The 25,352-nt window shown below is 62.0% G+C and carries 24 protein-coding genes and 2 pseudogenes; 15 read left to right on the forward strand and 11 right to left on the reverse strand.

The window, feature by feature from the left end; all coding sequences use genetic code 11:
- The first annotated feature begins 38 nt into the window (after window positions 1-38).
- The 3 genes from phaZ (at window position 39) to HGP13_RS24260 (ending at window position 2,880) form a co-directional block, all read left to right on the forward strand.
- A complete protein-coding gene (gene phaZ, locus HGP13_RS24250; protein WP_172229681.1) occupies window positions 39-1,247 on the forward strand; it encodes a polyhydroxyalkanoate depolymerase in 1,209 nt (402 codons plus the stop codon).
- Window positions 1,248-1,505: 258 nt separating this feature from the next.
- A complete protein-coding gene (locus HGP13_RS24255; protein ID WP_172229684.1) occupies window positions 1,506-2,048 on the forward strand; it encodes a glyoxalase superfamily protein in 543 nt (180 codons plus the stop codon).
- Window positions 2,049-2,232: 184 nt separating this feature from the next.
- The gene (locus HGP13_RS24260) at window positions 2,233-2,880 is read left to right on the forward strand and encodes a dihydrofolate reductase family protein (RefSeq protein ID WP_172229687.1); all 648 of its coding nucleotides are present in this window, start codon (window positions 2,233-2,235) and stop codon (window positions 2,878-2,880) included.
- A 212-nt stretch (window positions 2,881-3,092) separates the two neighbouring features.
- Here HGP13_RS24260 and ppk2 read toward each other — a convergent pair whose 3' ends face one another.
- Window positions 3,093-4,013, reverse strand: a complete 921-nt coding sequence (gene ppk2 / locus HGP13_RS24265) for a polyphosphate kinase 2 (RefSeq protein ID WP_172229689.1) — start codon at window positions 4,011-4,013, stop codon at window positions 3,093-3,095.
- A gap of 281 nt (window positions 4,014-4,294) precedes the next feature.
- Here ppk2 and HGP13_RS24270 point away from each other — a divergent pair, with 281 nt between their 5' ends.
- A complete protein-coding gene (locus HGP13_RS24270; RefSeq protein WP_172229691.1) occupies window positions 4,295-5,338 on the forward strand; it encodes an aldo/keto reductase in 1,044 nt (347 codons plus the stop codon).
- A gap of 67 nt (window positions 5,339-5,405) precedes the next feature.
- Here HGP13_RS24270 and HGP13_RS24275 read toward each other — a convergent pair whose 3' ends face one another.
- Window positions 5,406-6,377, reverse strand: a complete 972-nt coding sequence (locus HGP13_RS24275) for a glycosyl transferase family 90 (protein WP_172229693.1) — start codon at window positions 6,375-6,377, stop codon at window positions 5,406-5,408.
- A 196-nt stretch (window positions 6,378-6,573) separates the two neighbouring features.
- Here HGP13_RS24275 and HGP13_RS24280 point away from each other — a divergent pair, with 196 nt between their 5' ends.
- Window positions 6,574-6,720 (forward strand): hypothetical protein, encoded by a 147-nt coding sequence (locus HGP13_RS24280; RefSeq protein WP_172229695.1) that lies wholly within the window; start codon window positions 6,574-6,576, stop codon window positions 6,718-6,720.
- Between the two features lie 54 nt (window positions 6,721-6,774).
- Here HGP13_RS24280 and HGP13_RS24285 read toward each other — a convergent pair whose 3' ends face one another.
- Together HGP13_RS24285 and HGP13_RS24290 are read right to left on the reverse strand one after the other, a co-directional pair.
- Window positions 6,775-7,035 carry a DUF982 domain-containing protein gene (locus tag HGP13_RS24285; protein WP_172229697.1) on the reverse strand — a complete coding sequence of 87 codons (261 nt, stop codon included), beginning with the start codon at window positions 7,033-7,035 and terminating at the stop codon, window positions 6,775-6,777.
- 102 nt (window positions 7,036-7,137) lie between these two features.
- Window positions 7,138-7,803, reverse strand: coding sequence for a GntR family transcriptional regulator (locus HGP13_RS24290; RefSeq protein ID WP_172234827.1), 666 nt, complete (start codon window positions 7,801-7,803; stop codon window positions 7,138-7,140).
- A gap of 117 nt (window positions 7,804-7,920) precedes the next feature.
- Between HGP13_RS24290 and HGP13_RS24295 the strand changes: the two genes are divergently transcribed.
- The gene (locus HGP13_RS24295; protein ID WP_172229699.1) at window positions 7,921-9,174 is read left to right on the forward strand and encodes a multidrug efflux MFS transporter; all 1,254 of its coding nucleotides are present in this window, start codon (window positions 7,921-7,923) and stop codon (window positions 9,172-9,174) included.
- A 36-nt stretch (window positions 9,175-9,210) separates the two neighbouring features.
- Window positions 9,211-9,576 carry a DUF423 domain-containing protein gene (locus HGP13_RS24300; protein ID WP_172229701.1) on the forward strand — a complete coding sequence of 122 codons (366 nt, stop codon included), beginning with the start codon at window positions 9,211-9,213 and terminating at the stop codon, window positions 9,574-9,576.
- A gap of 12 nt (window positions 9,577-9,588) precedes the next feature.
- Here HGP13_RS24300 and HGP13_RS24305 read toward each other — a convergent pair whose 3' ends face one another.
- Window positions 9,589-9,738 (reverse strand): hypothetical protein, encoded by a 150-nt coding sequence (locus HGP13_RS24305; protein WP_172229703.1) that lies wholly within the window; start codon window positions 9,736-9,738, stop codon window positions 9,589-9,591.
- A gap of 362 nt (window positions 9,739-10,100) precedes the next feature.
- On the opposite strand from HGP13_RS24305, the gene HGP13_RS24310 reads away from it, so the two are divergent.
- Window positions 10,101-11,171 carry a substrate-binding domain-containing protein gene (locus tag HGP13_RS24310; protein WP_172229705.1) on the forward strand — a complete coding sequence of 357 codons (1,071 nt, stop codon included), beginning with the start codon at window positions 10,101-10,103 and terminating at the stop codon, window positions 11,169-11,171.
- A gap of 12 nt (window positions 11,172-11,183) precedes the next feature.
- Here HGP13_RS24310 and HGP13_RS24315 read toward each other — a convergent pair whose 3' ends face one another.
- Entirely contained in the window at window positions 11,184-12,446 is a 1,263-nt protein-coding gene (locus tag HGP13_RS24315) for an OpgC family protein (protein ID WP_172229708.1), read from the reverse strand.
- Window positions 12,447-12,647: 201 nt separating this feature from the next.
- On the opposite strand from HGP13_RS24315, the gene HGP13_RS24320 reads away from it, so the two are divergent.
- Both HGP13_RS24320 and HGP13_RS24325 read left to right on the forward strand, forming a co-directional pair.
- The gene (locus HGP13_RS24320; protein WP_172229711.1) at window positions 12,648-13,316 is read left to right on the forward strand and encodes an alpha/beta hydrolase; all 669 of its coding nucleotides are present in this window, start codon (window positions 12,648-12,650) and stop codon (window positions 13,314-13,316) included.
- A gap of 237 nt (window positions 13,317-13,553) precedes the next feature.
- Complete coding sequence (locus HGP13_RS24325) at window positions 13,554-13,727, forward strand: hypothetical protein (RefSeq protein ID WP_246707103.1); 174 nt, start codon at window positions 13,554-13,556, stop codon at window positions 13,725-13,727.
- 37 nt (window positions 13,728-13,764) lie between these two features.
- Here the strand turns inward: HGP13_RS24325 and HGP13_RS24330 are convergent, their stop codons facing one another.
- Together HGP13_RS24330 and HGP13_RS24335 are read right to left on the reverse strand one after the other, a co-directional pair.
- Window positions 13,765-14,769 carry an inorganic phosphate transporter gene (locus HGP13_RS24330; RefSeq protein WP_172229716.1) on the reverse strand — a complete coding sequence of 335 codons (1,005 nt, stop codon included), beginning with the start codon at window positions 14,767-14,769 and terminating at the stop codon, window positions 13,765-13,767.
- A 3-nt stretch (window positions 14,770-14,772) separates the two neighbouring features.
- Window positions 14,773-15,414: a DUF47 domain-containing protein gene (locus HGP13_RS24335; protein ID WP_172229719.1), complete on the reverse strand. Its 642-nt coding sequence runs from the start codon at window positions 15,412-15,414 to the stop codon at window positions 14,773-14,775.
- Between the two features lie 158 nt (window positions 15,415-15,572).
- Between HGP13_RS24335 and HGP13_RS38790 the strand changes: the two are divergent.
- A pseudogene (locus HGP13_RS38790) lies at window positions 15,573-15,770 on the forward strand (hypothetical protein); the annotation flags it as partial.
- A 3-nt stretch (window positions 15,771-15,773) separates the two neighbouring features.
- Here HGP13_RS38790 and sthA read toward each other — a convergent pair.
- A complete protein-coding gene (sthA, locus tag HGP13_RS24345) occupies window positions 15,774-17,162 on the reverse strand; it encodes a Si-specific NAD(P)(+) transhydrogenase (RefSeq protein ID WP_172229722.1) in 1,389 nt (462 codons plus the stop codon).
- A gap of 216 nt (window positions 17,163-17,378) precedes the next feature.
- Here sthA and HGP13_RS24350 point away from each other — a divergent pair.
- From HGP13_RS24350 to HGP13_RS24360, 3 genes and pseudogenes are all read left to right on the forward strand, one after another.
- Window positions 17,379-17,850, forward strand: a pseudogene (locus HGP13_RS24350) (RDD family protein).
- Between the two features lie 139 nt (window positions 17,851-17,989).
- Window positions 17,990-18,754: an arginyltransferase gene (locus HGP13_RS24355; RefSeq protein WP_172229725.1), complete on the forward strand. Its 765-nt coding sequence runs from the start codon at window positions 17,990-17,992 to the stop codon at window positions 18,752-18,754.
- 128 nt (window positions 18,755-18,882) lie between these two features.
- On the forward strand, window positions 18,883-19,779 hold the full coding sequence (locus tag HGP13_RS24360) for a DMT family transporter (protein WP_172229727.1): 897 nt from the start codon (window positions 18,883-18,885) through the stop codon (window positions 19,777-19,779).
- A 162-nt stretch (window positions 19,780-19,941) separates the two neighbouring features.
- Here HGP13_RS24360 and HGP13_RS24365 read toward each other — a convergent pair whose 3' ends face one another.
- Window positions 19,942-21,156, reverse strand: a complete 1,215-nt coding sequence (locus tag HGP13_RS24365; RefSeq protein ID WP_172229729.1) for an AI-2E family transporter — start codon at window positions 21,154-21,156, stop codon at window positions 19,942-19,944.
- A 326-nt stretch (window positions 21,157-21,482) separates the two neighbouring features.
- Window positions 21,483-23,735 carry a DNA topoisomerase IV subunit A gene (gene parC / locus HGP13_RS24370; protein WP_172229731.1) on the reverse strand — a complete coding sequence of 751 codons (2,253 nt, stop codon included), beginning with the start codon at window positions 23,733-23,735 and terminating at the stop codon, window positions 21,483-21,485.
- Between the two features lie 337 nt (window positions 23,736-24,072).
- On the opposite strand from parC, the gene HGP13_RS24375 reads away from it, so the two are divergent.
- The gene (locus HGP13_RS24375) at window positions 24,073-25,263 is read left to right on the forward strand and encodes a hypothetical protein (RefSeq protein ID WP_172229733.1); all 1,191 of its coding nucleotides are present in this window, start codon (window positions 24,073-24,075) and stop codon (window positions 25,261-25,263) included.
- Window positions 25,264-25,352: the final 89 nt, after the last annotated feature.

Consider the following 25,352-nt stretch of genomic DNA (forward strand, 5'->3'; position numbering starts at 1 on the left):
TGCACTGCCACATGACCGCTGGGAATGGGACGTATTCGATGCTGTACCAGGCCTACCAGCTACAGGACGACCTCATCGCCCCGTCGCGGTTTTTTGCCGATCTGATGCGCTCGGCGATGAGCAGCATGGTTTCATGCGACAGCGTGAAACAGCGCCTGGCCGCCGGGCTGGAGATGATCGCCCGTCTCAAGCTCACCCATGCGCGGCCGGATTTCGACATCAAATCCGTCAGGATCGGCAATCGCGATGTGCCCGTCAGCGTCGAAACGGCGCTGGACCTGCCATTCGGCAAGCTTTTGCGCTTCGCCAAGGATATGGATACGCGCCAGCCGCGGGTGATGGTGATCGCCCCCTTGTCGGGCCATTTCTCTACCCTGCTGCGCGGCACGGTGACGACACTTCTGGCCGACCAGGAAGTCTATATCACAGACTGGGCCAATGCCCGCGACGTGCCGCTTGTCGCCGGTCGTTTCGGCGTGGACGACTATGTCGACTACATCATCCGCTTTCTGGAGGCGATCGGCCCGGGCGCGCACATCCTGGCGGTTTGCCAGCCCTGCGTCCAGGCGCTTGCCGCCGTCGCCATCATGTCCGAGGACGGGCATCCGGCGACGCCACGCTCGATGACGCTCATGGCGGGTCCGATCGATCCGCGCGAAAGTCCTACCAAGGTCAACGAATTCGCCGTCAGCAAGTCGCTGTCCTGGTTCCAGAATTCAGTCATCTCGCGTGTGCCCTGGCGCCACGCCGGCGGCGGACGCCGGGTCTATCCGGGCTTTCTCCAGCTTGTCGCGTTCATGGGTATGAACATCGACCGGCACACGAAAGCACACCGCAAACTGCACGACCATCTGGCCGCCGGCGAGACCGTCGAGGCCGAAAAGATCAAAACCTTCTACGACGAGTATCTGGCGGTGCTCGACCTCACCGAGGAATTCTATATCGAAACCATAGATCGGGTGTTCCAGAAGGTAGAGATCGCCACCGGGACGTATACTTTCCGTGGCAGCCTGGTCGACCCGGGCGCGATCCGCAACACTGCGCTGCTCACCGTCGAAGGCGGGCGCGACGATATCTGCGCGTTGGGACAGACGTCGGCCGCGCATGAATTGTGCCGGTCACTGCGTCCGCATCTCAAACGCCATCACCTGCAGGCCAATGTAGGCCATTATGGCGTCTTCAACGGCAAACGCTGGGAGCGCGAAATCTATCCGGTCGTGCGCAATCTCATCCTGTCGATGGAATAGCGTTTCGCCCCTTGGCGCGTGGCCCTTGCGACCGAGAGTGTGCCACACACCGCAAATCCCACCAATTTTTTGCGCTGACAAGATCAGCGTGACCCGGCTATGATGGCGGCACGGCCGGAGGCGGCCGGCAGCCCGCACCTCGCCAAGAGGTTTGGCGAACGCCTCCAGAGGATGCTTCCTGACCCGTTTCACCCTCGGGCGAAGGCGTCGGCAATGCGGGCACTGACGAAGACTTCGCCGTGACCCGAGGAAACGGACATGCTTGCCTATCGTGATGCCAAGACCATGGCGAAAGCCATGCGGGAGGCGCTTGCCGCCCGCGACCTGACGATCAGCCACAGCGAGGCGCTGGAGATCGTCGCGCGCCAGTTCGGACTGGCGACCTGGAATATTCTTTCGGCGAAAATCGAAGCGCAGCCCGCCAGGCAGGAGACAATCGTCTTCGAACGGACGGCACCGATCGTGCGCATCTTCGATGTTGCCAAGGCGCACGAACTCTATCTCGGCTACCTCGGCTTCGCCGTGGACTGGGAGCACCGCTACGGCGACAACTTCCCGCTTTATACGCAGGTCTCACGCGGCAACCTTGTTCTGCATTTGTCCGAACATGCCGGCGACGCGACACCGGGCGGCAACATGGTTGTGTACATGAAAGGCATCCGCGACTTTCACAAAGAGCTTGCTGCCGAGGACTACCGCTACATGAAGCCTGGTCTGGAACAGGAGGATGGGCGGCTGACGGTCGAGGTCATCGACCCGTTCAGCAACCACATCCGCTTCATGGAACTCACCGGCGAGTAGCCTGATATTGCGTCTGCTTCGGCGACCACCAGTGGCTACCCCAGCGCATCGCTACGAAACATTCCGAACGTCACTTGGCGACGTTGTCAGGACGTGTCTGCATCGTGAGGAACACCGCTTGCGGATTGCAATCGGTTTGCTACAAGAAAGCCGATTGCAGACATAATTGGTTAGGAGGCCTTCCATGTCCAAACTTCGTGTCAACGCTTTCACCCTATCGCTCGACGGTTATGGCGCCGGCCCCAATCAGGATCTGCAAAATCCGCTCGGCGTTGGTGGGCAATCCTTGCACAAGTGGTTTGTCGACACCCGCACCTTCCGTGAGATGGTGCTCGGACAAGATGGCGGTACTACCGACATCAACGAGGCGTTCGCGGCGCGCAGCTTCGAGAATGTCGGCGCCTGGATCCTTGGCCGTAACATGTTCGGGCCGATCCGCGGCGAATGGCCTGACGACAGCTGGAAAGGCTGGTGGGGCAACAACCCGCCTTACCATGTGCCGGTTTTCGTGCTGACCCACCACGAGCGGGCACCCATCACGATGGAAGGCGGCACGACCTTTTATTTCGTGACCGACGGCATCCATTCGGCGCTCGAGCAGGCGAAGGCGGCGGCTGGTGGCAAGGATGTGCGGGTTGGCGGCGGCGTCGCTACGATCCGCCAGTATTTGCAGGAAAAGCTCATCGACGAGATGCATCTGGCGATCTCGCCGGTGCTGCTTGGCAAGGGCGAGAACCTTTTCGCCGGGATTGATATGCTGAAGCTTGGCTATCAATGCAGCGAGCAGGTGGCGACGGCGCTCGCCACGCATGTGGTGATCAAGCGGACGTAGCCACTTTCTCCCCGTATACGGGGAGAAATGCCCGGCAGGGCAATGAGGGGCGGCGCTGACGTTTGGAAGATTTGCGCTGCCGACGGCACCACCAATAGCAAATTGCAAGGCCCGCGGATCGCTTCCGCCGCGTTCAATTGTCAAGGTCGGCGCTGCCCCTCATCCACCCTTCGGGCACCTTCTCCCCGTGAACGGGGAGAAGGAAAAGGTGCTCAATACTTCTCCGGCACGTAAAGCTCGCGCGGCAGCGTCTGGCGCTCGTATTCGGGATTGAAAACACGCTCCGGCAGTGTGATCTCCTCGTGCGGCACCTCTTCATACGGCATCTGCTTGAGCAGATGGTCGATGCAGTTCAGCCGCGCCCGCTTCTTGTCGTTGCCCTCGACGATGAACCACGGCGCCTCGGGAATGTTGGTGCGGGCGAAGGTTTCTTCCTTGGCCTTGGTGTATTGCTCCCAGCGCACGCGCGACTGCAGGTCCATGGGCGACAGCTTCCATTGCTTCATCGGGTCATGGATGCGCATCAGGAAGCGCATCTGCTGTTCCTCATCGGTGATCGAGAACCAGTATTTCACGACAGTGATGCCCGAGCGCACCAGCATGCGCTCGAACTCCGGCACGTCGTGGAAAAATTCCTCGACCTGGTCGTGCGAAGCAAAGCCCATCACCCGCTCGACGCCGGAGCGATTGTACCAGGAGCGGTCGAACAGCACGATCTCGCCGCCAGCCGGCAAATGCGGGACATAGCGCTGGAAATACCATTGCGACTTCTCGCGTTCGGTCGGCGCCGGAAGTGCCACGACGCGAGCGATGCGCGGGTTAAGGCGCTGGGTGATGCGCTTGATGACGCCGCCCTTGCCGGCGGAATCGCGGCCCTCGAAAATCACCACCAGCTTCTTTTTGTGGTAGGCGACCCAGGACTGCAGCTTGATCAATTCGGACTGCAGGCTGATCAGGTCGCGAAAATACTGCATGCGGTCGATCGAAGGCGGATGCGAGTTTTTGTAGATCTTGGCGATCTCCATCGACAGCGCCGGCTCCGACAATTCGAGTTCATAATCTTCATCGAGAGTGTCGGCGAGCTCGGCTTCGAGCCAGTCTTTTGCGGGAGAATTCTGTCTTAGCTCGGTCATATCGGTCGCTCCGCTTGCAAGCCTGTCGGTTCATGTCCGGCACCCCAAACTGCTGGCCCGAGGCCTGGAATGGAATACACCTTAGCCGATTCAATATAGGCCGGCGGTGACGGTTTTATTGCAGCCCAAGCGCGATTGCCGTCACTGCCAATCCCGCTAGGTACGACCGATCCGCCGTCTTGGCATGGCGACAAGCGGGCCGAATTGTCCTACAAATGCCTGGTCGCATTCCGGGCTGCCCTTTCGCGGCGCCCCAATTCAACACAATCGCGAGGACTGACATGGAATACCGTACTCTCGGCCGTTCCGGCCTGAAGGTTTCGACACTGACCCTGGGCACCATGACCTTCGGCGGCGCAGGCCCGTTCGCAGCGGTCGGCAACAGCGATCTTAGCGAAGCCAAGCGGATGATCGACATGTGCATCGACGCCGGCATCAACCTCATAGACACCGCCAATGTCTATTCGAACGGCCTGTCGGAGGAGATCATCGGCGAGGCCCTCGGCGGCAAGCGCAAGAACGATGTGCTGATCGCCTCCAAGGCGCGCATGCGGATCGGCAGCGGGCCGAACGACGAAGGCCTGTCGCGCCACCATCTGATCCGTGAATGCGAAAAGAGCCTGAAGCGGCTGAAGACCGACGTCATCGACATCTATTTCGTCCACCAGTGGGACGGCCTTACCCCGGTCGAGGAAACGGTCGCCGCGCTCGACACTTTGGTCAGCCAGGGCAAGGTGCGCTATATCGGCTGCTCCAACTGGTCCGGCTGGCAAGTGATGAAGGGGCTCGCCATCAGCGACAGCCGTCACGAGCAGCGCTTCGTCACCCAGCAGATCCACTACACGCTGGAAGCACGCGAGGCCGAATACGAGCTGCTGCCGATTTCGGTCGACCAGGGGCTGGGCGTGCTGGTCTGGAGCCCGCTTGCCGGCGGCTTGCTGTCCGGCAAATACCGCCGCGACAGCCCGACCGCACGGCAGCTCGCCGGCTGGTCCGAGCCGCCGATCCGCGACGAGGACCGGCTCTGGCGGATCGTCGATGTGCTGGTCGAGATCGGCAAGGCTCGCGGCGTGTCGGCGACGCAGGTGGCGCTTGCCTGGCTGCTCGGCCGCCCCGCCGTCTCCTCGCTGGTGATCGGCGCCCGCAACGATGTCCAGCTCAAGGATAATCTCGCGGCGGCAAGCCTGGAACTCAGCCCGGAGGAACGCCAGCGCCTCGACGCGGTCAGCCGCCCGCCCCTGCTCTACCCCTATTGGCACCAGCAATTGACGGCGAAGGCTCGCTTTGGTGCTGCCGACCTCGTGATTGACCGAAGCGGCGTATAGGTACAGATTTGACGAGAGACCGGCGGGTCCAGGCTCGCCGGTCTCCACCTTTTGACGCGGGAATTGCTCATCCCATAATGTGGCGCCAGACTTCGGCATCGGGTTTGATCTGGCCGCTCAGCACGAAATATTTGTAGAGCACCAGAAGCGAGATCGCCTGTTCGGTCTGTTCGTCGTTGAATATCCGGCAATAGGCGTTCGCGGCCGCGATGATGCGCTCTGCCTTTGCCGGGTTCCGTTCGAAATAGGCCACATGGTCGGCGAGGTCGGAGAAATCAGCTTCGAGCGGCACATAGTGCACATTGGCCTTGAGCTGCCGCTCCGCGAACCAAGTCTCATATGTCGGCGGCGGCATCAGGCAGAGCGACTTCGAATTCAATATCCATTTCAGGTTGGTCGCCACGTCATTGCCCTCAAGCGAGACGATGTAGCGGTAGCGCTGGTGCTGGCTGATGCTGAGAAAGGGCTTGGCGTATTCGGCCGGCGCGTTCGGCTTGTGCGAGCCGGCATCACAGAACGGCAAGTCGCGCACCGCGTTCAGAAACCGTTTCCTGATCGGATTGTTCAGATCGCCGCGCCAGACCACGGCCGGCAGCTTGTCGGCGAAAGAGATGGCGTCAGCCGGCATCTGGAAGTGACGGAACTTGTCGAGCTTCATGATGACCGCGTTCTCATCGTCATCACGGATCGGCCGATCCTTGACGATCGTCGGCACCTTCGGGACATTCCTGACGTCGCCGAATTCGATGTCGATAAGCAATCCGGGATCGAAGTAGCGGGCGAATTCCTTCAGGTCGTAATAGTACATGGTCGGCGTGAACGGCAGCTTGCTGATGGGCACGGCATTGGCGCTAGGCGCGAAACCGTCCTGCAGCTTGTTGTAGTAGTTCAGCCGCCGGCGCGCGGCCTCATCACAAAGCCTGGCCTTTTCAAGGCGAGCGGCCAGTCTGCGCCGAAACAAGGATTGCGGAATGACATCACGCGAAAAGTTTCGCGCATAATAGAAAACCCTTGCCGACGTCCGCGCAATTGTGGCCATGGTTCACTTGATCAAAACAAACGAGCAGCTCTCGACACGCTGGCGCCCCGCGTTTCCTACATCATTATGGCGCCCGTCTGGCAAGCCCCAGCGGATCTCCGACGTTGCGCCCACGTACTGTCGCTTCAGCTGTTGTGTTTGACGGCTAATGCTCTTAGGCAGGGTCAGAGCCGCAAGGCGATGAAAAGGAGCCGATATGGCGCGAGCACCAAACTACGATCAGGAACGCAAGGAACGCGACCGCCAGAAAGCGGCGAAGAAGGCCGAAAAGCTGGCGGCCAAGGTTGCCGCGCGCGAACGTTCGAAGCCCGAGGGCGAAGTCGAAACCGAAACAGCGGAATGACGGCAAAAGGCCCGCACATGCGGGCCTTGCCTCAATCCGGATTGTCGCCCTGCGTCAGGCGGGCGCTTTGTCACTGACAAAAACGTCCACTTCACGCGCCGCGGCGATAAAGGCGCGCCTGGCATTCATGGCGGGCTTGTCGCCAGCCAGCGCGTCATGGCACGCCTGCAGCGCTGCGCGATGCTTGGGACTGCGCTTGCCGGGCCAGCTGTTGAGGAGGTAGTCGGAAGCCTCGCGCGCCGTGCGCAAGAGCTGGGTGCTTCCCACCGTCACGGACTTGACGGTCACGGGTGTTTCAAATCGGTTGTTTTCCATCGCCGCTCTTACGCCATCGGCATGCGCGAAGCGAGGCCGAAAGTGCTGTTCGCATCAGACGCCGCCTCTTTTGCCCAGCGAGTGCCCTGCCTGCATAGGCAGCTAAGCGGCCACAACGGCAAATCCCCTGGCACGAAGACCGCGTCGATCGTTGGCGAGCGAGGTCACCAGCCGGTCGCGGCTGCCTACGATATGGGCTGAAAGCCGGCGCGCCGCTTCATCGGCCTCGCCAAGACGTGCTGCGGCCAGAATGGCGCGGTGTTCGGCCCAGGCGCGACCAAGGGCCGCTTCGTCACGCACCTCCAGCCAGCGGGCGCGCGACAGCCGCGTCATGGCATCGCGCACCGCCCTGAACAGGAATTCGTTGCCCGACAGACGCGCCAGCTCGATGTGAAAATCCATGCCGACGCGATGCCATTCCTCCCGTGCAGTGTTTTCATCGCAGGAATCGAGCATCGCCTCGATGACATCGATGGCGTTCGCGTCGGCGCGCTTGCATGTCAGCCGCAAAGCCGCGACCTCGACCGCTTCGCGATAGACCGCGATCTGCTGGAGCTCGGCGAGGTTGATCGGCGACACCGTCCAGCCGCGGCCATCCCTGCCGACCAGCCCCTCGGTCTCCAGCCGCAGCAGCGCTGCCCTGACCGGCGTACGCGAAGCGCCGAAGCGGGCTTCGATCCAGCGCTCGGTCAATTTCTCGCCCGGACCGATCTCAAGCCCCAGGATCATCTCGCGCAACTGTCTTTCGACATTCTGCATCTGCGACATTGCGCTGCCCTTTTCCCAAGCCGCATTGACAGCGCCTAGGTTGGAGTTCATGACGGATACCGGTTTGGTATCCCAAAATGGTATCCGCAACAAGCGCTGATGTCGGGCAGGCAGGATATGGCACAGGAAGACACGCAACAAAGCGGCTACAACATCCACTGGCGGCGCAATCTCGCCGTCTGTTTCGCGGGCTCGTTCAGCACGCTCATCGCCATGACGCTGCTGTTGCCTTTCCTGCCGCTCTACGTCGAACAGCTTGGTGCGCAGGGGCATGCGGCGATCGTGCAGTGGTCGGGCATCGCCTATGGCGCCACCTTCTTCGCAGCAGCCATGGTCGCGCCGTTGTGGGGACGGCTGGGTGACCGCTACGGCCGCAAGGTGATGCTGGTGCGCGCCAGCTTCGGCATGGCGATCTGCATGTCGCTGACGGGCATGGTCGAGACCGTCTGGCAATTGGTGCTGCTGCGCCTGCTGATCGGCTTTGCCGGCGGCTATTCCTCGGGTTCGACAATATTGGTCGCCATGCAGACGCCGAAGGACCACTCGGGCTGGGCGCTGGGCGTCCTGTCGGCGGGGATAACGGCGGGGTCGCTGGTCGGCCCCCTGCTCGGCGGCGCACTGCCGCCACTGATCGGCATCCGCACCACCTTCCTGTTGTCGGGGGGCATGATCTTCCTCGCCTTTCTGGCGACGACATTCCTGATCAAGGAGACTCCGCGCCCACAGGCGGCCAAGGCAGCGTCAAGCGTGAAGCCGAAGAGCGGCTGGTCACAGATTCCAGACAAGCGCCCGGTGGTGGCCATGCTGACAACCGGCATGCTGCTCGCCTTCGCCACCATGTCGATCGAGCCGATCATCACCGTCTATGTGCAGCAGCTCATCGAGGATCAGAGCCAGGTAACGATGGTCGCCGGCGTGGTGATGTCGGCGGCGGCCCTTGGCACGATCCTGTCGGCGTCATGGCTCGGCAAGCTTGCCGACCGTGTCGGCCATTGGAACGTCGTCGTCGGGGCGCCGGCCGTCTCGGCCCTGCTGCTCATCCCGCAGGCCTTCGTCACCAATGGCTGGCAACTGATCGGCCTGCGTTTCCTGATGGGCCTGGCGCTCGGCGGACTGCTGCCTTGCATCACCAGCGTCATCCGCCACAACATCCCGGACGGCGTCGGCGGCAATGTGCTTGGCCTGGCGATCTCGGCGCAATATGTCGGGCAGGTTGCGGGACCATTGACCGGTGGCTTCGTCGGCGGTCACTTCGGTATGCGGGCTGTGTTTCTCGCCACATCGGTGCTGATGGCTGGCGGCGCCGTCTACAACTGGATTGTCCAATCGCGGCGCACACGGCATATGGCGCTGGAAGCGAGTGAGCCTTAAGAGGCTCCACATCGCGGCAAGAGGGAGCTAGCCGACATGAAATCCGCGGAACCAACTGCCAGCCGTATCCTTGTGCTTGCCGGCGGCTTGGTCGGCGCGGCGGGTGTGGCGCTGTCGGCGACCGCGGCGCATCGCGGCGGCGCCTTCACCGGCACGGCCGCGTCGTTCCTGTTGATGCACGCGCCGGTCTTCCTCGCTGTGGGCCTCATTGGCGCGAATCGCTGTCTGCGGATTGCGAGCGTCGTCCTGCTTGCCGGGCTCCTGCTTTTCGCGGGCGATCTTCTCGCCCGCGATTTCCTGGGATCGAGACTGTTTCCGATGTCTGCGCCAATCGGAGGCACCCTGCTCATCGCCGGCTGGCTGGGGATAGCAATCTCTGCCCTGGTACGCCCGCGCCTCTGAAGCCAAATGGGATCAATCCCGGGAACGTTCGGTGCGAACCCAAAGATCGCGATTGCGCGCGGCCGGCTTCGTCAGGCGCCGCACCTTCGGCCGCTCGGCGGCCGGCGCGATGCCCCAGTAGTTGCGATAGATGTCCTCGAACAGATGCTTGATGGGATGCATGGACTTTCTTCCTTTGAATTGAATCGATCCAATCGGCATTCAAAAAATAGCGCCGATCAACTCCGCTTTCGCTCTACAAGGAAGCGAAGGTCGCGAATCCATGGGCCGCTCCTGCCCCGGCGCCTGGGCCTGCTGGCGCCCGACCCGATACGCCGGTCGTTGCGATAGATATCTTCGAACAGACAATTGCCGGGATGCATGGCGCACCTCCCCTGGGCCGTCTGGCAGAATAAATCTGCACCTTGGATCGATTCAAATATGGGCCTTCAAGCATCTCCGGTCAAGTGAAATTTGAATCGATCCAACGAAAGTGCTAGATGCAAATCCGGAACGTGCTAAATGCATGTCAGGAGGCACGCACAATGGCGTCACCAGGCAATCCAAGACCCGTCCGGCTGGCCGACATCGCCAAGGCGGCTGGAGTTTCGCACGGCACCGCGTCCAATGTCTTCAGCCGCCCCGAGATCGTTCGCGAGGAAGTCCGCGAACGGGTCAAGGCGGCGGCCGAGGCGATGGGTTATGGCGGGCCGGATCCCAAGGGTCGCCTGCTGCGGGCCGGCAAGGTCAACGCCATCGGCGTCGCTACCGCCGAGCCCCTCTCCTATTTCTTCGACGATCCCTTCGCCCGGGTCATGATGGCGAGCATCTCGCAGGCCTGCGACGCAACGGGAGCCGGGATCTCCCTGGTTTCGGCCGCCAACAACGAACAGCTTGCCTGGAACATCCAGAGCGCCCTGGTCGACGGTTTCATCGTATTCTGCGTCGAAGGCGGATCGCGCCTGGTGGAATTGGCACGTGAGCGCAAACTGCCCTTCGTGGCGCTCGACCTGGACTCCGAGGATGGGGCGGTCGCGGCGATCGGTGTCGACAACATCGCCGGTGCCAGCTTGGCGGCGCGCCATCTCACCGATCTCGGACATCGCCGCTTTGCCGTTCTGGCACTGCCTTTTGCCGACGGCAGGACAGGTCTCGTTTCACCCGAGCAGGTTCGCTCCGCGACTTACGCGGGAACGCGCGACCGCCTCACCGGCTATCTTCAGGAGCTTTCGCGGATTGGCGTCGACACATCCAAAGTGCCCGTCTACGAGACCGCCAACGATGCGGTCACCGCGAAAGCCGGGCTCGAAACCATCTTCGCGGCGAAGGAGCCGCCCACGGCCATCCTGGCGATGTCGGACAAAATAGCCTTGGTAACGCTCGAATGGCTGAGCGCGCGCAAACTCAACGTCCCCAACGATGTTTCCGTCGTCGGGTTCGACGGTGTTCCGGAGTCCGCCTTATCCGAGCCGCCGCTGACCACGATCGCCCAGCCGATAGCCGAGATGGGCCGCCTTGCCGTCAAGGCGATCCTGGAAAACGACGGCAAGGTCAGCCGGCAGTTGCTGCCGGTAGACCTGATCGTACGCGCCTCGTCGGCTCCGCCGCACGGCTGAGCCGCGCCCCTCTCAGCGATTGGCTCTGGCCACGGCGGAGATGCCGAAATACGCTCGGACCGGCGTGACATCCTTTTGCGTCGTGCGAACCTTCCCCGAGCCGCCGATGGTCGACAGCCATTCGAGATAGAAGGCTAGTGCGAATTGCATGGCGATGCCGGCTGCTAGCAGCAGGCTGTCATAGGCAAGCCCGCCCGGATTGATCAGTTTCATCACCTGCGCGACCATAGCGATCAGCGTGCCGGCGATGAAGACCGGCAGCGAGCGCTTGCCTAGGATCGCCAGAGGATGGTCCGGGCTGCTGCGGAACAGGTTCGACAGCGCCGGCAAGGCGATGATGAGGTAGCTGACCGCCAGGATATGCAGCAGACGCGGCAGCGACAGGAAGGTCTTGTCGAAGCCGCCGATCACCACCGGCAGCTTGAACCAGGTTATCTGCCCCCAAAGCGGACTGTGCACCCAGACCAGCGCCGTCAGCACATAGGCCGCGGCCGCGCCGACCAGCCAGCGTTTGACCGGAATGGTACCGCCGCGCCTGACATGCAGCATGCTGGCCAGGCCGATGTTGAACAGGAACTGCCAGGACAGAGGGTTCAGGAACCAGAAGCCGGGCTCGGGATAGTTGGGCGGGGCGATCTGCCAGATGCCGGCAACGAGCCACAGCGCACCTGACGCAACAAGCGCCGCGACGGGCCGGTAGCTGATCAGCAAGACGAAGGCCGGCGCCATCAAAAGCAGCGCGGCATAGACCGGCAGGATGTTGTTGTAGCCGAGTTGATGGCCGAGCGTGACGATGCCGACCAGCACTTCCGGCGTGTTCTTCATCAGCGGTTCGACGTTGATCAACTTGAGCAGTTCCGGACGCCTGGCGAACACCGCCACGGCGCAGAACAAGGCGATCACCACCATGGTCGTGACGATATGGGCGACGTAGAGCATGCCTGCCCGCCGCCACATCTTCAAGGTGGCGAGAAACCGGCCACCCGGCCGGAACTTGGTGCCATAGGCGAGCGCGACCGAGATACCGGAAATCAGTACGAATGCCTCGGCCGCATCCGAGAAGCCGAAATTCTTATAGGTGAAGGCCTCAAAGGCCGTGCCCGGCACGTGATCGATGAAAATGGTTAGCAGCGCAAGCGCGCGCAGCACATCGATACGCGTATCGCGATCCGAGATACGCGTATCGCGATCCGAGATACGCGTGTCGGGTCCGGGGATACGCAAATCGCGATCCGGGATACGCAAATTGCGATCCGGCAAAACAGGGGTAGTCATCGACAAAAGGCCTCAAAGCTGGTTGTTCATGTCCAGCAATGCGACCCCCGGCGCACCGCTTCGATTCCTCCCACGCGGAGTATATCGGCGCAGAAACGGGCTGGAATGCGCCTGGTTCAATCAACTTTCGCGGAGCATGAAAATATTGCGTTTTGAAGCCGGCAAATTGAGCGGAACCTCATATAATCAAGAGGATGCGAGATGACTGGCGTCCTCGTCGAAAACGGCCCGCTGCTTATGGATCTGGCCTTTCCCTATCGCATCCACGACGCCGGCGGAAACAGCCGTGAATGTCTATTCCTGCTGCATGGATCGGGTGTCGACGAGACCACTCTGGTGCCGCTGGCCAGACGGATCGCGCCTGGTGCCACGCTGGTCGCGGCACGTGGTCGTATCCCCCAGGAAGACGGTTTCCGCTGGTTCGAGCGAATCACCCCGACGCGCTTCGAACAGAAGAGCATCCTGGCCGAAACAGCTGCCTTCGCGGTATTCGCCAACGAAGCCGCCAAGCGCCATGGGCTCGATCACACCCGCGCAACTTTTCTCGGCTATTCGAACGGCGCCAATCTGGTTTCCAGCCTGATGCTGCTCCATCCGGGAATCGTCCGCAGGGCGGCACTGCTCAGGCCAATGCCTGTGCTCGACGACGTGCCGGCGACGGATCTTGCGGGAACACGAGCACTGATCATCGCCGGCGCCGCCGACGAAACCTACGGCCCCTTCGCGCCGGCGCTGGTAATGCTGCTCAACCGGCACCACGCCGAGACCGACGCGCGGATCATCCCATCAGGCCATGAAATCGGTGATCCGGACGCTGCGATTGTCAGGCAATGGCTTGAAGGCCCAATGGCCATTGCACAGGCGGATTGACCGCTCAGCGCGCGGCGACGGCCTTAAAGCATTCGGCGGCGAGATCGACTGCGCCATGGTCAAGGTTTACGGCACGTCGCCGGAAGAGCGTTGGGAGATTGCAGGACATCGTTGCGCTTGATCGAGGAGAAGGAAGCCGAGAAGCCACTGGCGCGCTGCCCCTATGAAGGTTGACGAGCCATCGCGTTCGACAAGCTTCATTGGAGCTATCTAGCAGAATGTGCTATGATTCCTGTCGTGGGCAAGAAGGCAAAGCAGAGGATCGAATCCTTGGCAGATCGCGAGATGGCGATCGAAGCCGCCTACTTTGCCCGCAAGTTCGGCCTCACCAAAGAGGAGGCACTCAGAACCCTCAAAGAGGCCCGCGTCGTGAAACCGTTGCCTAGCAGAACTCTGGCAAAAACCCGATAAGGGCTGGGTTGGGCGACAACGGGCTTTTGGCGAGAAGTCAGCCGCCCAGGCGCGTGACAAAATAGGTGAGGGCCGAAATGGCGGCAGTCGCCGGCAAAGTGACGATCCAGGCAATGACGATGTTCCCGGCGATGCCCCAGCGTACGGCCGAGACACGGCGGGCGGCACCGACGCCGATGATGGCGCCGGTAATCGTATGGGTGGTCGAAACGGGGACACCGAGCCAAGTGGCAGCGAACAGCGTGATGGCGCCGCCGGTTTCGGCGCAGAAGCCTTGCATCGGATTGAGCCTGGTGATTTTCGAACCCATCGTGTGGACGATGCGCCAGCCGCCGAACAGCGTGCCGAGCGCCAGCGCCGACTGGCAGGTGAGGACGACCCAGAGCGGCACGTAGAAAGTCGTGCCGAGCATGCCTTGCGAGTAGAGCAGCACTGCGATGATGCCCATGGTCTTCTGCGCATCGTTGCCGCCATGGCCAAGCGAATAGAGCGAGGCGGAAAAGAACTGCAGGACGCGGAAGGTGCTGTCGACAGCGAACGGTGTCTGGCGCACGAACAGCCAAGAAACCACCAGGATCAGGACGAGCGCCAAGACAAAACCGGTCGCCGGCGACACGACGATCGCGGCAACCGTCTTGCCAAGGCCCGACCAGACGATGGCGCCGAAACCGGCCTTGGCGACACCGGCGCCAACCAGCCCCCCAATCAGCGCGTGCGAGCTGCTCGACGGAATGCCGGCAATCCAGGTGACGATGTTCCAAACAATAGCGCCGACAAGGGCAGAAAAGATCACCGCGGGTGTGACGATGCTGACGTCGACGATGCCTTTCCCCACGGTTTCGGCGACATGCAGGCCGAAGAACATGAAGGCGATGAAATTGAAGAAGGCCGCCCACAGCACTGCATATTGTGGCGTGAGCACACGGGTGGAGACGATGGTGGCGATGGAATTCGCCGCATCGTGCAACCCGTTGAGAAAATCGAAGAACAGCGCCACGGCGACAAGGCCGATCAGCACGGGAAAGGCAATGGTGGCTTCCATCACCTAAACATTCTCGATGACGATGCCGCTGATCTCATTGGCGACGTCCTCGAAACGGTCGACCACCTTCTCCAGCTGGCCATAGATCTCACTGCCGATCAGATAGGCCATGGGGTCGCTGCCGCCGTGCCGCCTGAACAGGTCTTTCAGGCCTTGCTCGTGCAGATCGTCGGCCCGGCTTTCGACGCGCATGACCTCTTCGGCAATGGCGTTGAGGCGCACCGTGTGCGTACCGACCTTGGCAAGCAGCGGGATCGCCTCGGCAACCAGCTTGGCGGCGGCGACGATGACGCCGCCCATTTCCTGCATGAGCGGGTCGAATTCCTTCTTTTCGAACAGTTTTACCGTCTTGACGGTCTTGTGCATCATGTCGATGGCGTCATCCATCGATTGGATCAGGTCCTTGATGTCGCCGCGATCGAAAGGCGTGATGAAGGAACGCCGCACCGCTAACAGGACTTCGGCGGTAATATGATCGGCCTCGTCCTCGAGATCGACGATCTTCTGGCACCAGCGCTCGATGTCCTTGCCGTGGAGAAGCTGTTCCAGCGCCTCGGCGCCGCCGACCACGGTGCGGGAATGGCGCTCGAACAGGTCGAAGAAACGATCTTCGCGCGGCAGCAGCTTGCGGAACCAGCCCAGCATGTCCAACCTCCCGTCGCGCTTCCACGACCCATCCATTCACATAACGCCCCAGCGAGCCACTGGAAACAGTAAGCCGGCTGAAAGATGTGGATGCGGACGACGCGGCTTGAGACGCAATACAATTTCCCCGACCTTGCGCAAGAAGGGCCGCGACGGTCGACAGGCTGCTGGAGGCGCTGACCAGCCCGACGCTGCAGCAGCTCGCCTGGTCGAAGCACGGGTTCCGCGGCCCGCTCGGCACCGTGGCGGGTGACGCCGACGCCATCGCCGGGGTGAGACCGGCGGAGATCGAAGCGGTGCTGCCGATGCCTTCAGCCGATGTGATGCTGGCGCTGCTCGCCCAGATGGAGAGTTGAGGCTTACCCTCGTCCCATCCGGTTCCAGGCATCGAGCCCGGCGATCTTGTAGGCTTCCGCCAGCGTCGGATAGTTGAAGGTGTTGTTGACGAAGAAGTCGACCGTGCCGCCGAGATTGATCACCGCCTGGCCGATGTGAATGAGCTCGGTGGCGCCCTCGCCGACGATATGCGCGCCGAGCAGGCGGCGCGTCTCGATCGAGAACAGCAGCTTCAGGACGCCAGTATTGACGCCCATGATGTGTCCACGCGAGGTCTCGCGAAAACGCGCCACGCCAACCTCATAGGCGGCTCCGCTCTCACGCACCTGTTCCTCGGACTGGCCGACCGTGGAGATCTCCGGCACGGCATAAATGCCATAGGGGAAAGTTTCCGGCGGCGGCGGGAGCGGCACGCCGAAGGCGTGGCAGGCGGCCACCCTGCCCTGCTCCATCGAGGTCGAGGCAAGGCTCGGAAAGCCGATGACATCGCCGGCCGCGTAGATGTTGGGCACGCTGGTCTGGAAGGTTTGCGGGTCGACCTTGATTCGGCCCCGGGAGTCCGCCTCGATGCCGACCACGTCGAGACCCAGGCTGCCGACATTGCCGGTGCGGCCGGCGGCGTAGAGCACGACCTCGGAACGGATGGTGCGGCCGTCGGCCAGTTCCACCTCGGCGGTCTCAGGCTTGGACCGGATTTCCTTCACCGCGCTGCCCAGCCTAATCGTCATGCCGCGATCGCGCATCTGGTGGATGAAATCGTCAACGATCTCGCGGTCGACGAAATCGAGAATGGTGTTGCGCGGTTCGACCAGCGTCACCGGCACGTCAAGAGCGGAAAAGATCGTGGCATATTCGACGCCGATGACGCCGCCACCGATCACCGTCAGCGTGCGCGGCAGGCGGTCGAGCTCCAACATCTCGTCGCTGTCGAAGACGCGGGTCTTGTCGAAGGGCACGTCGCGCGGCCGATGCGGCCTGGTTCCGACCGCGATCAGCGCGTTCGCGAATCCGACCTCGCTGTAATCGCCATTGTCGGCTGTCAGGCTGACCTTGTTGGGGCCGAGAAATTTTACCGAGGCGCGTGCGCTCTTGACCGTGTTGCGCATGAACTGGTGCTGCAGCACCTCGACCTCATGATCGAGCGTCTTGTGCAGCCGTTCGATAAGGTCGCCGACGGAAATGTCCTGCTTGACCCTGTAGCCGCGTCCGTAAAAGCCGCGCTCGCGCCAGCCCGAGAGATTGAGCACGGTTTCGCGCAGCGTTTTCGAGGGGATGGTGCCGGTGTGCACGGAGACGCCGCCGAGACGCCGGCCACGATCGACCACCAGCACTGATTTACCGAGCTTGGCCGACTGCACCGCGGCGCGGCGGCCGGACGGGCCGCTGCCGATGACCAGCATGTCGTAGTCCATATTTCCCCGTCCCCTCGCCCCTGTCCCGGAGCGCTTTGTTGCGCCGCAACAAGCTAATGCCATCCGCGCGGCAAATTCAACCGATTCGGATTGTGTCCTGCGTCGCTCGAGCCTTTGCGCCCGGGAAAACCCCGACCTTGATTCCGACACAGGCCTTCACCATTTCAGTGTCGAGCGGCCCGCACCCTATGTCGGGCCTCGTTACGAGGAAATGACATGAACGCGCGCGTTCTCGACGGCGAAATCATCAACACCCGGCTTGACGATGCCCAGGGCCTATGAAGGCGTGCGCACAAGGCGCATCCTGGCCTTCGTGCTCGACTATATCATCGTCGCGCTGCTCACCATTCCTTTCGCCATACTGGTGTTCTTCCTCGGGCTTTTGACCCTCGGCCTCGGCTGGATGCTGTTCGGCGCCCTCGTGCCGGCCGTCGCCATCCTCTACATCTGGAACACGCTGGGCAGTGCCGACCAGGCCACAACGGGCATGAAGGTGATGGGCATCCGCCTCGATCGTCTCGACGGCCGGCCGATCGACGGATTGACCGCGGTCGTCCATACCGTGCTGTTCTGGGCCGGCAACGTCATCCTGTCGCCGCTGGTCCTGCTGGTGACCTTGTTCTCCGACCGCAAGCGCACGCTGCACGACCTTTTGCTCGGCACGGTGGTCAGCCGCAGCGGCCGTTGAAGGCGTTTTCCCGGGGCTCTCCCGCCTCGTCGGCGCAAAATGTGAAGGCATTCGCTTGCCCGCGCCTTCACAATCCTGTTGAATTTTTCGCTTTCCGCGCCAAAGGTAGAGCGACTCGAAGGAGTGTTTCCAAAACTCGATGACGCAGCATCCGACCCAGTCGCCGCAGTTCTTCCTGACCGCGCCGTCGCCGTGCCCTTATCTCGACGGCCAGTTCGAGCGCAAGGTGTTCACGCATCTGGTCGGCGACAAGGCGTCGGAGATGAACGACCTGTTGACGCAAGGCGGCTTCAGGCGCTCGCAGAACATCGCCTACAGGCCGGCCTGCGAGACCTGCCGCGCCTGTGTCTCGGTGCGCATCCTCGCCCAGGAATTCACCGCCAGCCGCAACATGAAGCGCGTGCTGCAGCATAATTCCGACCTCGTCGGCGCCATGCACAATGCCGAGCCCTCGACCGAACAATATTCGCTGTTCCGCGGCTATCTCGATGCCCGCCACCGCCGCGGCGGCATGTCCGACATGACGGTGCTCGACTACGCCATGATGGTCGAGGATACCCATGTCGACACCAAGGTGATCGAATACCGGCGGCGTGGACCCGACACCTTCATCACCGGCAAGGGTCAGGGCGAGCTGATCGCGGTGGCGCTGACCGACAAGATGGCCGACGGCCTGTCGATGGTCTATTCCTACTTCAATCCCGAATTCGAGGAGCGTTCGCTCGGCACGTTCATGATCCTCGACCACATCGCCCGCGCCAGGGCGATGGGACTGCCCCATGTCTACCTCGGCTACTGGGTCAACGGCTCGCGCAAGATGAATTATAAGATGCGCTTCATGCCGCAGGAGCATCTCGGCCCCAAGGGCTGGGAGCGCTACACCAACGAAGCGGTTTCACGCTGAGTTTTTCCACGATCCGCGCTTAAACTGTTTCAAGGCAGGAGATGCTGGTCTTTCAGCCGGTTGGCTGGAGAAAGTGCGCCATTGCACCGGCCGGCCGCCAGCCTGCATTTCATTGCGAAAGTTCCTGCATGTCCTCTCACCTTGATCACCAGAAGGGTCTCTTGATAACCGCCCTCGGCGGACTGACGCTGACTGTCGACATACCGTTGATCCGCCTGGCCGACGGTGGCGCATGGACGATCATGCTGCTGCGCACCGGCACCACCTTCGTCGCGGGCATGGTCATCTGGTCGGTCTGGCGTGCGTTGAGCCGAAACGCCCCACCACTCGTCCCCGGCTGGTCCGGCCTGATCGTGGCGATCTGCTATGGGCTGACCGGGATCACCTTCGTCACCGCCGTCTATCACACCTCGACCGCCGATCTGGTGTTCATCCTGGCCTTCAACACCGTATTCGCGGGCCTGCTGTCCTGGCTATTCCTGAGGGAAAGGCCGCAGTTGGTGACGATCATCGCAATGTCGATCATGATCCTCGGCGTGCTGGTCATCGTCGGCGGCTCGGTCGGCACCGGCAAGCTGTTCGGCGATCTCATGGCGCTTTGCTCGGCATTCTTTATCGCGGTGGCCATCACCATCTCGCGCGCCAGCGGCAAGGACATGGGTTTCACCTCGCTGGTCGGCGTCCTTCTGCCGATGGCCCTGGCCGCCTTCATGGTGTCAGGCGAAGGCTTCCACGTGAACGCACCCTGGTGGATCATCTTCAACGGCGCCGTCATCATGCCGATCTCGTTCTTCTGCCTTGCCGCGGGGCCGAAATACATTTCGGGGCCGGAAGTGGCGATGTTCTACCTGCTCGAAACCGTGCTGGCGCCGGTCTGGGTGTGGATGATCTTTGCCGAGGCACCGACCCGCAACAGCCTGATCGGTGGCGCGATCCTGATCGTCACGCTGGTCGCCCACTCGCTCTGGCAGTTGCATGACGGGCGCAAGCGCCGACCCGAACTCGCGGTGCATCATCCGGTCTAAGGCGTATCGATATTCAGGTGATGCCGGCCTGCAAATGGCAGCTTCCTGCGCTTCCGGTGCTCACGTACGAAAAGTACGCTCCGCTCCGGTTCTCGGAAACCACCATTTTCGGCTCGGCCTGACCTGAATCTCAACACGCCTAGCACAAGTTGCGTTTCGGAATCAGGCGCTGGCTTTTTTCGTCGAACTGGGTTCCGGCAGGATCTCAATCTGCGGACCAGCTTCAATTTCGACCGCCGAGCCGGCGGCCGTCTCGTCGACCAGTTCCACCTCGCGCAGCCACTCGCGCCATATGGCGACCAGCAACGCCATCAGCACCGGGCCGATGAACAGCCCGAGAAACCCCATGGTCTTGACGCCGCCGATCAGGCCGAAAAAGGTCGGCAGGAACGGCAGTTTTATCGGCCCGCCGACGAGCTTCGGGCGCAGTGTCTTGTCGACGATGAACAGTTCGACCGCACCCCACAGGAACAGCGCCAGACCGGTCATGGGCGAGCCGCTGGCCGCGAGGTAAATCGAGACAAGGGTGAAGGACAGGGGTGCGCCGCCGGGGATGAGCGCCATGACGCCGGTCAGGGCACCAAGCGTCACCGGCGACGGCACGCCGGCCAGCCAGTAGGCGATGCCCAGCACCAAACCCTCGCCGATGGCGATTACGGTCATGCCGGTCACCGTCGACGAAATGGTCGCCGGCACGACACGCGAAATCCGCTCCCATCTCGTCGGCAAGATGCGCTCGCCGAGGCGGTCGACCTGGCCGGCAAAATGCTCGCCGTCGCGATAGGCGAAGAACAGGGCGATCATCATGAACAGCAGCGTCAGGAGCAGCCCAAAGGCACTGCCGCCGGCGGCCAGGGCGCCGCGATAAATGCTGCCTATGTTGGCGCCGCTGATCAACTGGATCAGTTCACCAATGCCGCCAGGATGCCCAAAATTGGTCGTCCATTGCTCATTCAGCCAGTCGCCTATGACAGGCATGGTGGCGATCCAGTGCGGCGTCACGGCCCCATGCCGATTGGTCTCGATCGCCCAGCCAACCCACTCGCGCACCTCGTTGATGGCGTAGGTGCCGGCCAGCGCGATCGGTATCACCAGGAAGGCAAGGATGAACAGGATGGCCAAGGTGGCGGCAATGGTGCGGTTGCCACCGACGCCAGCCAACAGCCGCTGGTAAAGCGGCCAGCTGGCGAAAGCGATGACGAGCGCGGCCAGCACCGGGAACAGGAAGCCGTGGAAGAAATAGACGCCGGCGGCGACGATCAGCACCAGCAGCCAGCGTGCCGCCGAAATCGGCGGAATGACAGCTGAACTCAGTGGCGTCGACAGGCCGAACAGGCGCTGGTGGCGCTCCGGTTTCTGGATTTTGGATTCCTTCAAACGCCCGTGTCTCCCAAACGCCCTTCGCCGTTATGCACTGATATAGTGCAGCAATCGTGACGATACTCCAAACGGTTGGATATCTCCCCCCTCGAGGGGGTGAGCAGCCGGTTCGCCGAAGCCGAATTCATCGTGCCGGTGGCACGATGAAAGGCCGGCGAACGCCGGGACGCTGCAAAGCAGCGGGGACCCGGCAGGGCTCTCTCAGTTGACGCCTTGCCCTCGGCTATGGCCTCGGGCGTTCGAGTCCTTTGAAAGGTCCACTGGACCTTTCAATTTGCCTTCGGCAAACCGGACTCTCACCCCCTCGAGGGGGAGATCAGCCGCTATCCAAACTTCCCCGTTCTCGGGAAACCCTTTGGCACCATACGCCCGGCCGATGCCCGGGCGCCGATCCATTCGGCGAGTTCCTCGCGCGATCTCGTGAAGGTGCGGTCGGCCGAATCCTGCCAGGACAGGCCTGTCTCCAAGGTGAAAGGCTTGAGATCGAGCAGGCCGCCATCCTTGTATTTCTGCAGCCGAACGCCCTTGCCGCGGCCCATCTCCGGGATTTCGGAGAGCGCGAACACGAGCATTTTCCGATTCTCGCCGACGATGGCCAGGTGATCGCCACTGACCGGGATGCAGCGCTTGGCCTCGTCCGGCGCCTTGACGTTCATCACCTGCTTGCCCTTGCGGGTGTTGGCGACCACTTCCTCCTCCGGCACGATGAAGCCATTGGCGTCATATGAGGCCAACAGCAGCTTGCGCTTTGGATCGTGAACGAAGGCGGTGACTATGTCCTGGTCATTGTCCATGTCGACGATGATGCGGATCGGCTCGCCATGGCCACGCCCACCCGGCAGCCGGTCGGCGCCAATGGTGTAGAACTTGCCTCCGGTGGTGAAGACCAGCACCTTGTCGGTGGTCTGTGCATGGAAGGCGAGCTTCAGGCTGTCGCCTTCCTTGAAGGTCAGCGTCGAGAGATCGGCCAGATGCCCCTTCATCGCCCGCAGCCAGCCTTTTTCCGAAACCACGACTGTCACCGGCTCGCGCTCGATCATGGCGTGGGCGATATCGGTCAGGTCATGCTCGGGCGCATCGGCGAACTGGGTACGGCGCTTGCCGAGCTCGGTCTCGGGGCCGAACTTGTCGCGGATGCTGGTGACTTCCCACTTGATCGTCGCCCACTGCTTGGCATCGGATGCCAGCAGCGCCTCGATCTGCTTCTTCTCGGTGGTGAGGCCGTCGAATTCCTTGCGGATCTCGAATTCTTCCAGCTTGCGCAGAGCGCGCAGGCGCATGTTGAGGATGGCTTCGGCCTGGGTGTCGGTGAGCGACCAGCGGGCCATCATCACCTGCTTGGGCTCGTCCTCCTCGCGGATGATCTTGATCACCTCGTCGATGTTGAGATAGGCGATCAGGTAGCCGGCAAGGATCTCCAGCCGTCTTTCGATCTCGCCCAGGCGATGCTTCGAGCGGCGGATCAGCACGTCGCGGCGATGGTCGAGCCATTCCTGCAGCACGCCCTTCAGTGACAGAACGTTGGGCACCTTGCCGCGCGACAGCACATTCATGTTGAGCGGGAAACGGCTTTCAAGCTCGGTCAGCTTGAACAGCGATTCCATCAGGATGCCGGGATCGACAGAACGGCTCTTCGGCACCAGCACGACGCGGATATCCTCGGCACTTTCGTCCCTGATGTCCTCGAGCAGCGGCAGTTTGCGCGCGATCAACAGCTCGGCAATCTTCTCGATCAGCCGCGCCTTCTGCACGCCATAGGGGATCTCGGTGACTACAATGCTCCAGGTGCCCCTGCCCTGGTCCTCCTGGATCCATTTCGAGCGCACGCGAAAACCGCCGCGACCCGTCTCGTAGGCTTCGAGGATGGAGGCGCGGCTGTCGACGATGATGCCGCCGGTCGGAAAATCCGGACCCTGGACGAAATCCATCAGCTTGGCCACGGGCGCGTCCCGGTGTTCGATCAGGTGCAGTGCCGCGTCGCAGAGCTCGGCCGCGTTGTGCGGCGGGATCGATGTCGCCATACCGACCGCGATACCGGACGAGCCGTTGGCAAGCAGGTTCGGGAAAGCGCCGGGGAGCACCACCGGCTCCTCGTCCTCTTCATTGTAGGTCGGCCGGTAGTCGACGGCATCCTCGGTGATACCGGCGAGCAGTTCGGTTGCCACGTCGGTCATGCGCGCTTCGGTGTAGCGCATGGCGGCGGCGTTATCGCCATCGATGTTGCCGAAATTGCCCTGCCCGTCGACCAGGGGATAGCGCATCGAGAAATCCTGCGCCAACCGCACCAGCGCATCGTAGATCGACTGGTCGCCATGCGGGTGGAACTTGCCCATCACCTCGCCGACGATACGGGCGCACTTGGCGAAGCCCTGGTCGGGGTTGAGGCGCAGCAGGCGCATGGCATGCATGATGCGGCGGTGGACCGGCTTCAGTCCGTCGCGAACGTCGGGCAGCGCCCGGTGCATGATGGTCGACAGCGCATAGGCAAGATAGCGCTCTTCCAGCGCCTTCTTCAGATCGACCGGTTCGATGTGATCGCCACCGCCATCTTGAGGCGGCAAAACCCTTTTTACCATGGGCTGGGACTAGCCGAGCGGGTGATTCGCGGCAAGAGGCGCACACAGGACAAGTCGATTTACGCCTATTCTGCAACAGGAAACAGCAAGGCCGAGCTTGCCGGCCAACATCAATCTGTTACATGCCACCTCTATTGCGAAACACGATAACGCTCGACGGCCCGGCCTTCATGCCAAATTCACTGCATTCTCCAATAGTGTGCGGATCGGGTTTGCCTTTCACTGCGATTTTTGACCATTGTGCCGGGACCTGCCTTTTTCCCGTCCAGTTCGTCACGGAATGGTGATGGCGCGAAGAATTGAAAAACAATTTCAGGACACTCTCAGGGACCTTGCGATGACAATCAAACGCTCAACTCTCCGGAAATTCGCTCTTTCGACCTTCTTGTTCACATTGCCGCTGAATGCGGCCCTTGCCCAGGACGCGGCGGTTGCCGACCGTCTGAAGGCTGCGCTGGCTGCCCAGGGCGTCGACATCTCCTGGACCGGTGTGACCGGCGACAACACCAGCATGGTGCTGCAGGGCGTTGCCATCAAGCCGGCGGCGGAAAAGGAAGCCCTCACCATCGGCGACGTCAAGCTCGAGAACGTCACCGCGGCCAATGGCGGTTTTGAGATCGGCACCGTCTCGACCTCGGCCTTCGAACACAGCAAGGACGGCGTCACCCTCGATCTCAGCCCCTTCGTCATCCACGACATGACGGTTCCGGCCGATGGCTCTACCGGCCCGCTCGGCGCTCTGATGATCTACAAATCCGCTGAACTTTCGAACATGACGGTCAAGGTCGCCGACAAGACCGCCTTCTCGATGGACGGGCTTGCCATCAAGATCACACCGCCCGCGGATGGCAAGGCGATGGAGTTCACCGGCACCACCGAAAAATTCAATGCCGACCTGACGCTGGTCGACGATCCCAAGTCCAAGGAAGTCATCGACGCGCTCGGCTACCAGAACATCGCGGGCAATTTCGAGATAGCCGGCACCTGGCAGCCGACGGATGGCAAGATGGAGCTGTCGAAATACGACATCTCGGTCGAGAACGCCGGCACGCTCGGCATGACCTTCGACCTCGGCGGCTACACGATGGACTTCGTCAAGTCGCTGCAGGACATGCAGAAGAAGATGGCCGCGCAGCCGCAAGGCGCCGACAATTCGGCGCAAGGCATGGCCATGCTCGGCTTGTTGCAGCAGCTTTCCTTCAACAGCGCCTCAATCCGCTTCGACGACGATTCGCTGACCGGCAAGGTGCTGGACTATGTCGGCAAGCAGCAAGGCATGTCGGCCAAGGACATCGCCAACCAGGCCAAGGCGATCGTGCCCTTCGGCATGGCGCAGCTCAACAATCCGGAACTGACGGCTCAGGTGACGGCGGCGGTCAGCAAATACCTCGACGATCCGAAGAGCATCGAAATCTCGGCCGAGCCGCCGGCAGCAGTACCGTTCGCGTTGATCATGGCAGGCGCCATGTCCAACCCACTCGACCTGCCGAAGACGCTCGGCGTCAGCGTCAAGGCAAACGAGGACTGATCGAAGCGGCCTCAAGATACGAAAATAGCCCGGCAGCGATGCCGGGCTATTTTTTTGGATTGTGGAACCGAAAGAATCGGCTCTGGCGG

The sequence above is a fragment of the Mesorhizobium sp. NZP2077 genome, assembly GCF_013170805.1.
GTDB lineage: Bacteria > Pseudomonadota > Alphaproteobacteria > Rhizobiales > Rhizobiaceae > Mesorhizobium.

Coding starts and splice junctions, on each gene's coding strand:
- phaZ (WP_172229681.1), top strand. CDS start 39: ATGCTGTACCAGGCCTACCAGCTACAGGACGACCTCATCGCCCCGTCG.
- parC (WP_172229731.1), bottom strand. CDS start 23,735: ATGGTAAAAAGGGTTTTGCCGCCTCAAGATGGCGGTGGCGATCACATC.
- sthA (WP_172229722.1), bottom strand. CDS start 17,162: ATGGACTACGACATGCTGGTCATCGGCAGCGGCCCGTCCGGCCGCCGC.
- HGP13_RS24285 (WP_172229697.1), bottom strand. CDS start 7,035: ATGGAAAACAACCGATTTGAAACACCCGTGACCGTCAAGTCCGTGACG.
- HGP13_RS24290 (WP_172234827.1), bottom strand. CDS start 7,803: ATGTCGCAGATGCAGAATGTCGAAAGACAGTTGCGCGAGATGATCCTG.
- HGP13_RS24320 (WP_172229711.1), top strand. CDS start 12,648: ATGACTGGCGTCCTCGTCGAAAACGGCCCGCTGCTTATGGATCTGGCC.
- HGP13_RS24270 (WP_172229691.1), top strand. CDS start 4,295: ATGGAATACCGTACTCTCGGCCGTTCCGGCCTGAAGGTTTCGACACTG.
- HGP13_RS24275 (WP_172229693.1), bottom strand. CDS start 6,377: ATGGCCACAATTGCGCGGACGTCGGCAAGGGTTTTCTATTATGCGCGA.
- HGP13_RS24335 (WP_172229719.1), bottom strand. CDS start 15,414: ATGCTGGGCTGGTTCCGCAAGCTGCTGCCGCGCGAAGATCGTTTCTTC.
- HGP13_RS24355 (WP_172229725.1), top strand. CDS start 17,990: ATGACGCAGCATCCGACCCAGTCGCCGCAGTTCTTCCTGACCGCGCCG.
- HGP13_RS24330 (WP_172229716.1), bottom strand. CDS start 14,769: ATGGAAGCCACCATTGCCTTTCCCGTGCTGATCGGCCTTGTCGCCGTG.
- HGP13_RS24305 (WP_172229703.1), bottom strand. CDS start 9,738: ATGCATCCCATCAAGCATCTGTTCGAGGACATCTATCGCAACTACTGG.
- HGP13_RS24375 (WP_172229733.1), top strand. CDS start 24,073: ATGACAATCAAACGCTCAACTCTCCGGAAATTCGCTCTTTCGACCTTC.
- HGP13_RS24295 (WP_172229699.1), top strand. CDS start 7,921: ATGGCACAGGAAGACACGCAACAAAGCGGCTACAACATCCACTGGCGG.
- HGP13_RS24310 (WP_172229705.1), top strand. CDS start 10,101: ATGGCGTCACCAGGCAATCCAAGACCCGTCCGGCTGGCCGACATCGCC.
- HGP13_RS24255 (WP_172229684.1), top strand. CDS start 1,506: ATGCTTGCCTATCGTGATGCCAAGACCATGGCGAAAGCCATGCGGGAG.
- ppk2 (WP_172229689.1), bottom strand. CDS start 4,013: ATGACCGAGCTAAGACAGAATTCTCCCGCAAAAGACTGGCTCGAAGCC.
- HGP13_RS24260 (WP_172229687.1), top strand. CDS start 2,233: ATGTCCAAACTTCGTGTCAACGCTTTCACCCTATCGCTCGACGGTTAT.
- HGP13_RS24280 (WP_172229695.1), top strand. CDS start 6,574: ATGGCGCGAGCACCAAACTACGATCAGGAACGCAAGGAACGCGACCGC.
- HGP13_RS24300 (WP_172229701.1), top strand. CDS start 9,211: ATGAAATCCGCGGAACCAACTGCCAGCCGTATCCTTGTGCTTGCCGGC.
- HGP13_RS24360 (WP_172229727.1), top strand. CDS start 18,883: ATGTCCTCTCACCTTGATCACCAGAAGGGTCTCTTGATAACCGCCCTC.
- HGP13_RS24315 (WP_172229708.1), bottom strand. CDS start 12,446: ATGACTACCCCTGTTTTGCCGGATCGCAATTTGCGTATCCCGGATCGC.